The sequence below is a fragment of the Ensifer sp. genome (genome assembly GCF_035999185.1).
In the GTDB taxonomy this organism is placed as follows: domain Bacteria; phylum Pseudomonadota; class Alphaproteobacteria; order Rhizobiales; family Rhizobiaceae; genus Ensifer.
The window spans coordinates 39,242-52,982 of sequence record NZ_DASYHB010000199.1 but is presented as its reverse complement, the minus strand read 5'-3'; the positions used below and the strand labels follow the sequence as shown (position 1 = coordinate 52,982).

The window sequence follows — 13,741 nt, the reverse complement described above, 5'->3', positions numbered from 1 at the left end:
TTTCCGCTTTGTCGCGTAGGAAGTTGGCGTCTTCCGCGCTATGGCGCCGCGAGCCTGTGGTGCGGCTTGTCAAATGGACAAAAATGAACACAGTTGGTTCCATGTCCGACTCTCAAAGCACAAAAGCCCTCGCTCCGCGCCGTCACGGCGAAATCCTCAGGCGTCTCGCGGCCGACGGTACCGTGGGTATCACCGAGCTTGCGGAATTCTTCGACGTCTCGCGCCAGACGATCAGGCGAGATCTGAAGCTGCTTGCCGATCGCGGGCAGCTGGATCTCGTGCATGGTGGCGCGACCCTGTTTGAGCCGACCGAAGCGGCCTTCGTCGAGCGGCGCGAGGAAAATGCCGGGCCGAAGGCGGCGATCGGCCGGACGGCGGCGGGCTTGGTGCGCGACGGCATGGTGATTTTTCTTGATTCCGGCACCACGACGCTGGCTGTCGCTCACGCCTTATCAGGGCGAAAAAACCTAACGATTTGCACAACTTCGCTGTCGATTGCGCTGTTGATGTGCCGGCAGCCGCTGGTGCGGGTCCATATGCTCGGGGGGGAAATCGATCCGGACGAGGAGGCAGCCGTCGGCATTGATGCGCTGGAGGCCATCAACCATTTCCGTGTCGATGTTGCCTTTCTCGGTGGCGGCGGGCTGTCGCCGGATGGCGAGGTGACCGACTTTACCCGCAGCGGTGCCGAGCAGCGCTCGCGCATGGTGGTCACGGCCGCCAAGGCCTATTTCGTGCTCGACAGCTCCAAGTTCGGACGCTTGACGCCGCTGCGCATTCCGCGCTTCGAAGCTGCTGCCGGGGTGATCGTCGATCGGCGCCCGCCGGAGGCGATCCGTGAGGCGCTGGAGCGAAAAGGACCGGCTCTGATCGTTGCTAGTGACTAAATGTAATATTTTGTAACCTTTTGTCTTGTTCTTTGTCGGCGTTTTGTTACCGTGTGGCCTTCCATGGTTTCGGGAGGTCGTTTCATGGCGCAGGAATTTCCAACGCAGGCACAGGTCGTCATCGTCGGTGGCGGTATCATCGGTTGTTCGGTCGCCTATCATCTGACCAAGCTCGGCTGGAGCGATGTCGTTCTTCTGGAGCAGGGGCAGCTCAGTGGCGGCACCACCTGGCATGCAGCCGGGCTCGTCGGTCAGCTGCGCAGCCACGCCAACATGACGAGCCTGATCAAATACTCGACCAAGCTTTATAGCGAGCTGGAAGCCGAGACCGGCCTTGCCACCGGCTGGAAGAATTGCGGTTCGCTTTCGGTCGCACGCACGCAAGACCGGATGACCGTGCTGAAGCGCACGGCAGCATCCGCCCGCGCGCAAGGGGTCGAGATCGAGGTGATCTCACCGCAGGAGGCACAGGATCTCTGGCCGGTCATGGCCATCGATGATCTCGTCGGCGCCGTCTGGCTGCCGGGTGACGGCAAGGCCAATCCGACCGATCTCACCCAATCGCTCGCAAAGGGTGCGCGCAGCCGCGGCGCCCGTGTCATCGAACGTGTCCGGGTCACCGGCATCTCGACGAAGAACGGCGCCGTCACCGGTGTCGAAACCGATCGCGGGCCGATCGCCGCCGAGATTGTCGTCAACTGCGCCGGGCAATGGGCGCGAAAGGTCGGCCAGATGTGCGGTGTAACCGTGCCATTGCACTCGGCCGAGCACATGTACATCGTCACCGGCCGGATCGAGGGCGTGCACCCGGACTTGCCGGTCATGCGCGATCCCGACGGCTACATCTATTTCAAGGAAGAGGTCGGCGGTCTCGTCATGGGCGGCTTCGAGCCCGAGGCGAAGCCCTGGGGCATGGCCGGTATTCCCGATGATTTCGAATTCGCCCTGTTGCCGGATGATTGGGACCAGTTCGAGATCCTGATGCACAATGCGCTGCAGCGCGTGCCGCAGCTTGCGACCTCTGAGGTGAAGAAATTCTACAACGGCCCGGAGAGTTTTACCGCGGACAACAATTTCATCCTCGGCGAGGCGCCGGAGTTGAAGAACTTCTTCGTCGGCGCGGGCTTCAATTCGATGGGGATCGCGAGCGCCGGTGGGGCAGGGCGGGCACTGGCCGAGTGGATCGTCAACCGCGCCCCGACCATGGACCTCTGGCCGGTCGATATCCGCCGCTTCGCCGACTTCAACAATAATCCGCGCTGGCTGCACGATCGCGTCAAGGAAACGCTGGGGCTCCACTACGCCATGCCCTGGCCGAACCGGGAACTGGACACGGCGCGACCTTTCCGCCGCTCGCCGCTCTACGACCGGCTCGCCGCAAAAGGCGCGTGCTTCGGTTCGAAGATGGGGTGGGAGCGTGCCAACTGGTTTGCCTTGGAAGGCGAGAACCCGGTGACGGAGTACTCCTTCGGCCGGCAGAATTGGCATGAGGCAGTGAAGCGTGAGATGAAGGCGACGCGCGAAGCCGCCGGCATCTTCGACCAGACCTCCTTTGCCAAGCTGCTCGTCCAGGGGCGGGATGCTGCGGCAATGCTCAATCGGATCTGCGCTGCCGAGATCGACGTGGAGATCGGTCGTTCCGTCTATACAGGCCTGTTGAATGGGCGCGGCGGCTATGAAAGCGACCTGACGGTGATGCGCCTTGCGACGGACCGTTTCCTGCTGATTACCGGCTCGGCGCAGGCGGTGCACGACGCAGACTGGATCCGCAAGAACATTGCCCTCGACGCCCATGTGACGCTGACCGACGTAACGTCCGCCTATTCGGTGCTGGCGCTGATGGGGCCGAAGTCGCGTGACATACTCGCGCGCCTGACTTCGGCCGATCTTTCAAACACGAACTTCCCGTTCTCGACGATCCAGGAAATCGATATCGGCTACGCCACGGCCTTTGCCAACCGCATGACCTATGTCGGGGAACTCGGCTGGGAGCTGATCGTGCCGACCGAATTCGCCGTCGGCGTCTACGAGGCCTTGCACGAAGTCGGCCGCGATTTCGGGCTGACGGACTGCGGTTACTATGCGCTGGAAGCGCTCCGGCTGGAGAAGGGCTACCGCGCCTGGAGCCGTGAGTTGACGCCGGACATTACACCTTACGAAGCTGGTCTTGCCTTCGCGGTTGCTCTCGACAAATGGGGCGACTTCATCGGCCGCCGTGCACTTGTCGAGGCGAAGGCCAAGGGCACGCCGTCCCGCCGCATCGTGCAGATGACGGTGGACGATCCCTTGCCGATGCTTTGGGGTGGAGAATTGATCCTGCGGGACGGCAAGCCTGTCGGCGAGGTCCGCTCAGCCGCCTATGGCCACACGCTCGGTCGCTCGGTCGCGCTGGGCCTCATCGAGAACGCCTCGGGCGTGGACAAGGCATACCTTGATACCGGTCGTTTCGAGATCGATCTTGCTGGCGTCCGCCACGCGGCGACGGTGCATTTGTCGCCCGCCTATGACCCGAAAGCTCTGAGGGTCAAGTCGTAACCACATCAATCTCGCCCGGCGCCATGAAGGGGCGCCGGGTCTGCCCCAGTTCATGGCCGGGGCGTGCTGTGGCCGACGATTGTTCTCGTTCAGTGGCGGAGAGATGCCCGAGCATCCTGCCGCCAGCGGCGGATCTCGTCGGGACTGGCCTTGCCCGCCCGCGGACCGTGGATGGTCACGGCGCGCGAAGCGGCTGCAACGGCGAAATCCAACGCTTCCTCGAAGCTCTGTCCTTGCGAAAGGCACCAGGTGAGTGTTCCCCCGAACGTGTCGCCGGCGCCGGTCACGTCGGCGACATCGACCGCAAAGCCGGGAACGCGAAGGATCGTTTCGGGGCTGCGGGCCTCGGCGCCGTCAGCCGCCAACGTCCGTACCACCCAGTCGATCCGGTGTTCCCGCATCCAGTCGCCGATGAGGCCGAGGTCGTCGTGACCGAAAGCGGCGTGAAACCCGATCTGGTTGAAGATGACGACCGCGGCGCCGGTCAGATAGGCCATATCCTCCGGTGCACATCCCCCAACATCAAGGTCGAAGATCGGCCGGCGACCGTGGGAGCGAAGATCGTCCAGCAGTTCGGCTTGTTTCAGGACGCCTTCCGGCGTTTTGGCGTGCAATCGACGGACACGGTAGAGCGTCGTATAGAGAAAGCCTGGTTGACGGAGCGCCGCGAGGCCGGCAGGCGAGAGCCACATCGGTTGCTCGCCCATTTCGACGGTGAGCACGATGTGCTCGCCATCGACGAGGAAGATGAAATTGCGCGATTCCGGAATGGCCGGATCGATGAGCATGTGATCGACGCCGACAGCGTTTTGCCGGAGGTCAGCAATCAGTCGCTCGGAGAGCGGACTGTCGTTGAGCAGCGAGATGAATTGCGTGTCGCCGCCGAGACCCGCGTGCACGACGGCTGCATTGGCGATGGAGCCGCCGGTCTCGGCCGGAAGCTCCTTGACCATGCCCTTGTCAGCGCGACCGGGCCAGCGGTCAGCCGTGTAATACTCGTCGAGCGCGACATCGCCGATGAAAAAAACGCTCATGCGGTCGACCCCGTGCACGGGGCCGCGGCCACATTTACCGAACCGCCCGACACTGGCACCCACGGGCTTTCGCCGATGCCGCAGACGGCCATCCAGTAATAGGGTGCGGGACCGGAAACGCCCCGGCAGGCGTCGTGCCAGACATTGCGGTCCATGACGACGGCCTGTCCCGGCGCGATCACGAAGGCCTCGATGTCGTCACGACAGGGCGCATCGTCGTTCGAGGCCACCGCCACCGCGAGGATGACGGGGTCAGCGAGGCAGAAGATCGCCTCTTCGGTCAGCGGATGCCGTTCCATCGCGCTGCAATGCCAGGGCGCACTTCCGCCACGGGTAATGCCGAGATGGCCGCGGCCGTCGATCAATGGCGTCTTCGTGAAGCCGTCGCGCCAGCCATCGCCGACGGTCCATGTTGCCTTGGCGTCCGTATCGCCGGTCAGGTCGTAGACCTTGCCGTAGCGGGAGAAATTATCCGGTGTCACCGGGCGGGCGTAGACGGCGTCGATAGCGCTCATGCCGCACTCCTGATCGCGCGCACGACACGCATCAGTCCGGCGACATGGGCGGCCTCGACCCGGCCTGTATCCTTGTGGTCATGCTTGAACCAGCTGCCGACGATGGCGCCGTCGGCGTGAGCCAATTGCTCACGGGCGTTGGCTTCGGTGAGGCCGGCGCCGATCAGCAGCGGCGTCTCGCCACCGGTGGCCGCGCGGAAACGGGCCACCTTGTCCAAGTCTGTCGGCTGGCCGGTGGCATCCGAGGTGACAACCAGCCCGTCGCACCGCGACGCACCGAGGCGCACGTCTTCTTCCTCCGGCCGGCCCGATAGCACGGGCTGATACTTGAAGCGCACGCCGCCGAGCAGCAGCGCCGACACGCCGTCGCGGCGGGCCTGGAGTTCGGTCGCAAAGGGGGCGTCCGCATCGGGTGGCAGGTGACCGGCCACGGAATCGACCTGGATGAAGGAAACGGGATATTGCCTGGCGAGCGCGAAGGCGCGGGCGTCGTCGCGCAGGACGTTGACGCCGATGCGCGTCCCGAGGTCGAGGCTGAATATCCGCTCCAGCACTCGTTCGACATCATCGGCATCGCCGAAATAGTTCTCGACCACCAGCCCATCCACGCCTTCGCCGGCCATGATGCGGGCCTCTTCCTCGGCCTGGGAGAGCTTGGCCGCCGGGCTCTCGCCCGCAAGGTGCAGCATGCCGAGGATCGGTTTTTGGGTGGTGAAGATGTCGCCGAAGCGGCTCATGTCATGTCTCCTGCGCACCGTGCGGCGCGGTCTCGCGGCCCCAGCGCGTTGCAAATTTCATCTGGACTGCCGGCGAGTAGACGATCGACGTGCGCTCGACCAAACGGTCGTCCGCATCGAGCACATCCCCGCTGGCGCAAAGGTAGCCCGGCACGTCCTGCGCCGGGGCAAAGACCTCCCGCAATCGGTCGGAGGCCGGCACGACGGTCAGCAGCAATTCCGAGCGCAAGGGGTGGCGGTTGTAGTCGCGGCGCAAGACCTCGTAGAGAGACTGCGCCGCGAAATCGTACCGCTCGATGCCCGGGTAGAGGGCAAGGTCGAGCTCGGACGTATCGACGTTCAGCCACGTGATGGTGTCGCCGTTGGCAAGGCCGCGGGCGCGCACCAGCACGAGTTCGCCATTGTCCACCCGGTGTTCCAGCACCCGCGTCACCGGGCGCTGGCCTTGCCTGCGGGCAAGCTCGGTGAAGCTGCCGAAGTTCCAGATGTTATGGCTGATCGGCCGGTGCGACACGATCGTGCCGCGGCCGCGAACCTGCTGGACCAGGCCTTCCGACACCAGCAGCGCCATCGCGTTGCGCACGGTCGTTCGGGCAATGCCGAACTGGTCGCGCAACTGGTTCTCCGAGGGAATGGCTTCCCCTTCGGAGAAGTCGCCGCTCAAGATCGCGGCGCGCAGCGCCCGATAGAGCTGCCGGTAGAGCTGCTCGCTCGAATAGAGGTCGAGGCGCAGCCGTGACAGGCGGTCGTCGGGGCTTCCGTTTGCTGCGATGGTGGAGGCGTCTGGCATAGAAGGGTGGGTCAAGGCAGGCTCCGGCGCGGTTCTTGTTACTTGGTGGCTCCGTTTATCTTGAACTCTTCGACACCGGCCTGTTTCAAGCCGTAGCGGTCGAGGATCTGTGCATAAGTGCCATCGGCCTTCATCGCGTCGAGCGCGCCCTTGATTGCATCGCGCAGTTGCGTGTTCGCTTTTGCGAACGCGATGCCATAGTGGTTGATCTCGCCGATCTCGCCGATCTGGTAGAACTTGTCCGGCTCCTGTTTCATCAGGTCGAGCAGACCCTCAAGGCCGATGACCGAAGCCTGTGCGCGGCCCTGACGGATCTGCATGATGTGCTCGGCCTGGGTCGGGATCTGGATGACGGTGATCAGCTTGTCGGCCGGGCAGATTGAGTTGCCAAGTTCCTCCGCCCAGGTGACCCAGCTGGTTCCGGTCGCGACCGCGACCGTCTTGCCGCAGAGGTCGGCCTCGGCCTTGATCTCGCCCTGGTGGTCGGCAGTGGAATAGAAGACGTTGCCGGTCTTGAAGTAGTCGATGAAGTCGAGCTGCGTCTGGCGTTCTACCTTGTCGGAGAAGGCGGTCATGATCAGGTCGGAGCGGCCGGTGACGACCTGCGGGATCAATTGCGGGAATTCGACGTTCTGGAACTCCGCCGTCAGGCCGAGCCGCTCGGCGATCGCCTTGGCGAGGTCAATGTCGAAGCCCTTGAGCTCGGTCGAGCCGGCGTCGCTAAACTCCATCGGCGGATAGGCAAGGCTGATCGTGACATTCAGCTTGCCGGTGTCGCGCACGGCGTCCGGCAGGGCGGCCGCGAGCTTCTCGTCGACGGCATAGGCCGCGCTCCCTGCGGCAAGGCTGATGAAGGTGGCGGAGGCGAGCCCCAGAACCGTCGGCAGCAGTCGTTTCATTTCCTGTTCTCCCTTTTTTGAACTGATTTCTTCAGGCAAGCACCCGGCTGAGGAATGTGCGTACGCGCGGATCGCCGGGGTTGCTGAGAACTTGCTGAGGCGCGCCGTTTTCACGGATTTCGCCATCGATCATCACCACGACGCGATCGGCGACCTCCCGGGCAAAGCCGATCTCGTGGGTGACGACGATCATCGTCGTGCCGCCGCGCGCCAGATTGCGCATCACTTCGAGCACCTCGCCGACGAGTTCCGGGTCGAGCGCGCTGGTCGGCTCGTCGAAGAGCATGACGCGCGGCTCCATGGCGAGCGCGCGGGCAATCGCCACACGCTGCTTCTGGCCGCCGGAAAGCTGCGACGGATAGCTCGACGCCTTGGCGGCCATGCCGACCTGATCGAGCAGGGCCATGGCGCGGGCTTCGGCCTCGGTGCGGCTGAGGCCGCGCACGATCATCGGGCCTTCGATGACATTGCCGAGCACCGTGCGGTGCGCGAACAGGTTGAAATGCTGGAACACCATGCCGAGCTGGCTCTGCTGGGCGCGCAGCCGCTTGACCGGCAGTTCCTGAAGCGCGCCGCGAGCAAGGTCATAGCCCATGATCGCGCCGTCCACCCAGACATAGCCGCCGTTGGGCGTTTCGAGGTGGTTGATGCAGCGCAGGAAGGTGCTCTTGCCGCTGCCCGAGGGCCCGAGGATGCAGAGCACCTCGCCGTAGGCGACTTCCAGGTCGAGCCCCTTCAGGACTTCGTGGCTGCCAAAACTCTTGCGGATACCGACTGCCTTGACTGCAAGTGTCATGCTTCCCTCGAGACGGCGGGACGTTGAGCCCATCCCTTGAACCAGCGGCGTTCGGTGGTCGTCATTGCGGCATCGCGGCCGAAGTGGCGTTCGAGATAGTATTGGCCGATGGAGAGAACCGTGGTTCCGGCCAGGTACCAGACGGCGCAGACGAACAGGAGTTCGATGACAGCGCCGTTGATGAAGTAGATGCGCTGGGCCGCGTTCAGCATCTCGCCCATGGCGATGGTGGCGGCGAGCGAGGAAAACTTCAGCATGCCGATGGCGCTGTTGCCGAGCACGGGCAGGATCAACCGCAGGGTCTGCGGCAGGATGATGCGCCGCATGGTCTGGCTTGGCGTCATGCCGAGCGTATGGGCGGCTTCCTTCTGGCCCTTGTCGACCGAAGCGATGCCGCCGCGCACGACCTCCGTCAGATAGGAACCTTCATTCACGCCGAGGCCGAGAACGGCAGCGACGAACGGCGTCACCACATCGACCATCCGGGCATCGATGAGGCCGGGAATGTAGAGCTTCGGGAAGACCAGCGCGATGTTGAACCAGATGAGAAGCTGCAACAGCACCGGCGTGCCTCGGAAGATCCAGACATAGAGCCAGGCGGCGAACCGCAGGATCGGGTTTTCCGAGAGCCGCATGACGCCGAAGGCAAAGCCGAGCAGGACGCCGAGCACCAGCGCGCAGGCCGAGATCAGAAGCGTCCAGCCGAAGCCGGTGATGATGACCCCGGCGGTGAGGAACTCGCCGACAACGGTCCATTGGATCTGCCCGACGGCAAAGGCGCGTCCGATCACGGCAAGGAGCAGGATCACGAGACCGCCGCTGATCCACCGTCCGGGGTGTTTGAGCCGGCGAATGGCGACGTCGGGACCGGGGAGGTCCGACAGCGGCAGCGCGGGAGATGAGTTTGACTGAGACTGGTGCATGGCGTCCAATTGTAGGGTTAGGCCTACAACTTGATAGGAGCATGCCGGAATGGAGTCAAGCCGGCCTTCCGACAATATTTGCGGATGCGCATATTCGGGCGAGAAATGAGGGGCGTTGCGGGTTGGTGCGCCGGCTCTCGAAGCCTGTCTAGGGGTGGCGCGCGCTCGCGAGGATCGCCTGGGCAAGCGTCTCGGCGGCGCGCGACGGCTTGTTGCGGGGGTGGGCGATATGGAACATGTCCTCGAAGGTCATGCGCTCGGGCGCGAGCAGCCGCAGGCGGCCATTGCGAACCCATTCGTCGGCGTAGTGGTCGGGCAAGAAGCCGATATAGGCGCCGGAGAGGAGCAGCAGCAGCGTGCCCTCCATGTGCGGGGTTGCGGCTGCCCAGTTAAAGTTCACGCCGCAGATCGTCTCGGTCAGCATGTAGGTGCGACCCGCAAAGGACTGTGCTTCCAGAACTGCGTCGGTGAGCGCATCGTCAGGCAGGTCGAATAGTGGGTGACCCTGCGCGCAATAGAGTTTCTGAACCTCGGAAAAAACCGGTTGCGTGCGGAAATGCGGCGTTGCGCTGCCGACCGTTGGCATCAGCACGATCTGATAGCCACCGTTCAGAAGCCCCTGGTGCAGCACCTGCGGCGCGGCGACGTCGATTTCGAGATGGACACGCGGCGCCTGTCGGTGGAAGGCGGCAAGCGCGCCCTGGAGGTCGAGGTCCCGGTTGGTGATCATCGCGTCGACCGTGCCGAAGGTCAGGCTGCCGGTCAGTTCCCCTTGCGCCTCGCCGACCCGGCTCTGGAATTTTTCCAGTGAGCCGAAGAGGTCCAGCGTCGCCTCGTAGACAAGCCGCCCCTCGTCGGTCAGCAGGAAGCCGCTGCGTCCGCGGCTGCAGAGGCGCAGGCCCAGGCGCTCCTCGAGGTGGCGCATATGGGTGGAGATGGTCGCCTGCGTCATGCCGAGTGTTGTCTGGGCGGCGGAGAAGCCGCCATGCTGGACGACGGAGGCGAAGACGCGCAGCAATCTCAACTCGGCATCGCCGAGCGACAGGTTGAGAACGCGGTGACGAACCTTGTTGATCATTCATTGATTAGGCCACAACTAAACATCCAATCATAGATATTTTTAAGCGTATCGGCCTTCCGTCACACTCCCTTCATCCTGAGGAGGAGACATATGGCCAGCAATTCCTACGAGACCGGACGACTGAACCTGCCGTTTGTCGGCATCTGCACGTTCGGCAAGTATCCCTATCAGCCGGACTGGGATGCGATCGATGCCGATGTCGCGATCCTCGGCGCGCCGTTCGACTGCGGCACGCAATGGCGCGCCGGTACCCGCTTCGGGCCACGCGCCATCCGCGAGGCCTCGACACTGTTTTCCTTCGGTCATGGCGGGGCCTATGACCACGAGGACGATGTGACCTACCTGCCGAGCGACAAGGTCTCGATCGTCGATATCGGCGATGCAGACATCGTCCACACCGACACGATGAAGAGCCACGCCAACATCGAGTTCGGCGTGCGCAAGATCCTGGCCGCCGGCGCTTTGCCGGTCGTCTTGGGCGGTGACCACTCCGTCAACATCCCCTGCATCAACGCCTTCGAAGACGACTGCGCTGAAAACGGCCCGATCCATATCGTCCAGATCGACGCCCATCTCGATTTCGTCGACGAGCGCCATGGGGTTCGTTACGGCCACGGCAACCCCATGCGCCGGGCGGCCGAGAAGCCCTATGTCTCGGGCCTGTCGCAATTCGGCATCCGCAACGTCTCATCGACCGCAAAGGAAGGCTATGAGGATGCCCGCAAGATGGGGTCCGACATTCTGTCGGTGCGCCAGATCAGGGCGCTCGGCACAGAGGCTGTCGCGGCCCGCGTGCCGTCCGGCGCCCGCTATTACGTCACCATCGACATCGACGGCTTCGATCCCTCGATTGCGCCGGGCACCGGCACGCCGTCCCATGGCGGCTTCATCTATTACGAAGTGCTGGAGATCCTCTCGATCCTTGCCAAACGCGGCACGATCGTCGGCATCGACCTGGTCGAGGTCGCGCCCGACTACGATCATTCCGGCTCGACCTCGATCCTCGCCGCTCAGGTGCTGATGAACCTCATCGGCCGTGTCATGCACGCAAGGAGAGGCTGACGATGGGCCGCATCGCTTACGATTTTTCCGGCGAACATGTGCTGGTGACCGGTGCCAGTCGCGGCATTGGCCGGGCGGTGGCGGAAGGCTTTGCCGCTGCCGGAGCAGAGGTCACCATTCTTTCCTCCGGCCGCGGAATCCACGAAGCCGCGGACGAGATGTCGGCGCGCTTCGGACGCAAGGTTGCGGCACTCGAATGCGATATCACCGACAGCGCCGCGGTGAAGGCAACGCTTTCAGCGCTCGGCCGTATCGACGTGCTGGTCAACAATGCCGGGCTCGAGCGCATCACGCCGGTGACTGACGAAAGTGATAGCGTCGAGGACACGTTCCGCCGCATCACCGACATCAACACCAACGGCACCTTTTACGTTACCCGCCACGCGCTTCCGCATATGCGCGATGGCGGCCGTATCGTCGTCACGGCGTCAATCTGGAGCCGCGTCGCGGTGCCGGAGTTCTCCGCCTACATCGCCTCCAAGCACGCCAATCTCGGTTTTACCCGGGTGATGGCCAAGGAACTCGGCGGCAGGGGTATTCGTGTCAACGCCGTCTGCCCCGGCTGGGTGCGCACCGAAGCGGCGATGCTGTCGCTGAAGAACATGTCGCTGCGCACCGGCCGCAGTGAGGAGAACCTGCTTGCCGAAATCGTCGGAGCGCAGGTTCTGCCCGGACTGCTCGAACCGGAGGATCTGGCCGCTCCCTATCTTTTCCTGGCCTCGGACGGCGCCAGGGACATGACCGGCCAGGCATTGATGCTCGACCGCGGCGAGGTGATGGCATGAGCGCGCGCGTTCTCATCACCGGCGCCTACCGCGGCATTGGAGCTGCTTGCGCCCTGGCGTTTGCCGCAACGGGAGCACGGGTCGCGCTTGCCGATCTCCGCGAACCTGGCGAGACGGCCGATGCCGCAGCACGGGCAGGGGCCGCCGAGACCCTGACGCTTGTTTGCGACGTCTCCGATGAAGCTTCGGTTACGGCCGTCGGCGAGACAGTGCGGCAGAGGTTTGGCGGGCTGGATGTCGTCGTTCACTGCGCGGGCGTCATCCATGAGGCGCCGCTCCTCGAAACGCCCGTCGCCGATTTCGACCGGGTAATCGCGATCAACCTGCGTGGCAGCTTTCTCGTCGGCAAGATGGCGCTGGGGTTGATGGATGGAACGGCCGAAGCGCCGGCCCGGCTGATCCTGATTGCCTCCGACATGGCCTATTACGGCCGCGAGACCTTCTCGCCCTATGTCGCTTCCAAGCACGGCGTGCTTGGTCTCGTGCGCTCCTGGGCGAAGGAGTTCGCGCCGCGCGTGCTGGTCAATGCCATCTGCCCCGGCCCGATCGATACCGAAATGCTCGGTGCGGCGAACATGAGCGCCGAATGGCGCGCCAGAGAACTGGCGATCCCGCTCGCTCGCTTCGGCAGTCCCGAGGAGATCGGCGAACTGGCGCTGTTTCTCGCGGCTTCCGGCGGACGTTACTTCACAGGGCAGGGGATCGGCAGCAACGGTGGGAGCATCATGCCATGATCGCCAATCCCATCCCGTGGCCTGATGGCGCCAAGTGCGCCGCGTCCATCACTTTCGACATGGATGCCGACAGCCTCGTCCATATCGCCCATCCCCAGGATGGCCACAGCCGTGTCTCGGCAATCTCGATGCTGCAATATGGCCCGAAGGTCGCGATCCCGCGCATCGTCGAGAGCTATCGCCAGCTCGGCATCAAGCAGACCTTCTTCGTGCCGGCCTGGTGCATCGAACAATACCCGCAGGCGATCGAGGCCATTCTCGAGGGCGGTCATGAGCTCGCCCATCACGGCTTCCTGCACGAACACCCGCGTGAACTCTCCGATGACGAGGAGGCCTACTGGCTCGACCGCGGCATCGAGGTGATTATGCGGGCAAGCGGCAAGCGCCCGCGCGGCTGGCGCGCGCCGCTCTACAATTTCTCCCATCGCTCCGCCGATCTCTTGGTGTCTCGTGGCTTTGACTACGACGCCTCGCTGATGGGCGACGACATTCCCTATCTACTTGAATGCGACGCCGGCAGCCTTGTCGAACTGCCGTCGCACTGGGGGCTCGACGACTGGCCGCAATTCGTCCAGTCGATGGACCTCGACTACATGATGCCGATCCGTGCGCCGGAACAGGGTTTCGCAGCCTTCGCGCAGGAATTCGAGGCTGCCTATCGCCACGGCGCCCTTTGGGTCCCGGTCGTGCATCCGTTCGCCACCGGCAGGCTTGCCCGCTGGGAGGTGGTGCACCGTTTTCTCGAACAGGTCCTTACGCGCGGCGACGTCTGGTTCGCGCCAATGGACGAGATCGCCGCTCACGTGCGGCGCGTGGTCGACAATTGCAGCTGGTCGCCGAGGATCGACCGGCTGCCCTTCTATTCCGAGCCCGTGCGGGTTCGGTAGGCCGCAAGCGGCTTAGCCGCTTTGGCAAATCAACGGCTGATGGAGCCGCAACTATCTTCGCGGATAGACGCCAAAA

At 63.9% G+C, this 13,741-nt stretch carries 14 protein-coding genes; 6 read left to right on the top strand and 8 right to left on the bottom strand.

All coding sequences use genetic code 11. From position 1 onward, the window contains the following. The first annotated feature begins 101 nt into the window (after positions 1–101). Both VGO04_RS27090 and VGO04_RS27085 read left to right on the top strand, forming a co-directional pair. Positions 102–887, top strand: coding sequence for a DeoR/GlpR family DNA-binding transcription regulator (locus VGO04_RS27090; RefSeq protein ID WP_327499064.1), 786 nt, complete (start codon positions 102–104; stop codon positions 885–887). 84 nt (positions 888–971) lie between these two features. Continuing rightward, a complete protein-coding gene (locus VGO04_RS27085; protein ID WP_327499063.1) occupies positions 972–3,422 on the top strand; it encodes an FAD-dependent oxidoreductase in 2,451 nt (816 codons plus the stop codon). Between the two features lie 89 nt (positions 3,423–3,511). On the opposite strand, the gene VGO04_RS27080 is transcribed toward VGO04_RS27085, so the two are convergent. The 8 genes from VGO04_RS27080 to VGO04_RS27045 all read right to left on the bottom strand — a co-directional run bounded on the left by VGO04_RS27080 (position 3,512) and on the right by VGO04_RS27045 (position 10,194). Next, complete coding sequence (locus tag VGO04_RS27080; RefSeq protein WP_327499062.1) at positions 3,512–4,456, bottom strand: carbohydrate kinase family protein; 945 nt, start codon at positions 4,454–4,456, stop codon at positions 3,512–3,514. Beyond that, positions 4,453–4,971, bottom strand: a complete 519-nt coding sequence (locus VGO04_RS27075; protein ID WP_327499061.1) for an ureidoglycolate lyase — start codon at positions 4,969–4,971, stop codon at positions 4,453–4,455. Before VGO04_RS27075 ends, VGO04_RS27080 begins: the two co-directional genes overlap by 4 nt. Next, on the bottom strand, positions 4,968–5,708 hold the full coding sequence (locus tag VGO04_RS27070) for a BtpA/SgcQ family protein (protein ID WP_327499060.1): 741 nt from the start codon (positions 5,706–5,708) through the stop codon (positions 4,968–4,970). Before VGO04_RS27070 ends, VGO04_RS27075 begins: the two co-directional genes overlap by 4 nt. A gap of 1 nt (position 5,709) precedes the next feature. Beyond that, positions 5,710–6,513, bottom strand: coding sequence for a GntR family transcriptional regulator (locus tag VGO04_RS27065; protein ID WP_327499059.1), 804 nt, complete (start codon positions 6,511–6,513; stop codon positions 5,710–5,712). Between the two features lie 23 nt (positions 6,514–6,536). Continuing rightward, positions 6,537–7,397, bottom strand: coding sequence for an ABC transporter substrate-binding protein (locus tag VGO04_RS27060; RefSeq protein ID WP_327499058.1), 861 nt, complete (start codon positions 7,395–7,397; stop codon positions 6,537–6,539). Between the two features lie 31 nt (positions 7,398–7,428). Further along, positions 7,429–8,193, bottom strand: coding sequence for an amino acid ABC transporter ATP-binding protein (locus VGO04_RS27055; protein ID WP_327499057.1), 765 nt, complete (start codon positions 8,191–8,193; stop codon positions 7,429–7,431). Continuing rightward, complete coding sequence (locus tag VGO04_RS27050) at positions 8,190–9,116, bottom strand: amino acid ABC transporter permease (protein WP_327499056.1); 927 nt, start codon at positions 9,114–9,116, stop codon at positions 8,190–8,192. Before VGO04_RS27050 ends, VGO04_RS27055 begins: the two co-directional genes overlap by 4 nt. Before the next feature lie 148 nt (positions 9,117–9,264). Next, the gene (locus VGO04_RS27045) at positions 9,265–10,194 is read right to left on the bottom strand and encodes a LysR family transcriptional regulator (protein WP_327499055.1); all 930 of its coding nucleotides are present in this window, start codon (positions 10,192–10,194) and stop codon (positions 9,265–9,267) included. 93 nt (positions 10,195–10,287) lie between these two features. On the opposite strand from VGO04_RS27045, the gene speB reads away from it, so the two are divergent. Genes speB through VGO04_RS27025 form a run of 4 tightly spaced genes read left to right on the top strand, consistent with a single transcriptional unit; the run spans position 10,288 to position 13,665 of the window. After that, entirely contained in the window at positions 10,288–11,259 is a 972-nt protein-coding gene (speB, locus tag VGO04_RS27040) for an agmatinase (RefSeq protein ID WP_327499054.1), read from the top strand. A 2-nt stretch (positions 11,260–11,261) separates the two neighbouring features. Next, positions 11,262–12,044 (top strand): SDR family oxidoreductase, encoded by a 783-nt coding sequence (locus tag VGO04_RS27035; RefSeq protein ID WP_327499053.1) that lies wholly within the window; start codon positions 11,262–11,264, stop codon positions 12,042–12,044. Further along, complete coding sequence (locus VGO04_RS27030) at positions 12,041–12,778, top strand: SDR family oxidoreductase (RefSeq protein ID WP_327499052.1); 738 nt, start codon at positions 12,041–12,043, stop codon at positions 12,776–12,778. The genes VGO04_RS27035 and VGO04_RS27030 overlap by 4 nt, the downstream gene beginning before the upstream one ends. Beyond that, complete coding sequence (locus VGO04_RS27025) at positions 12,775–13,665, top strand: polysaccharide deacetylase (RefSeq protein ID WP_327499051.1); 891 nt, start codon at positions 12,775–12,777, stop codon at positions 13,663–13,665. The genes VGO04_RS27030 and VGO04_RS27025 overlap by 4 nt, the downstream gene beginning before the upstream one ends. The last annotated feature ends 76 nt before the right edge of the window (positions 13,666–13,741 follow it).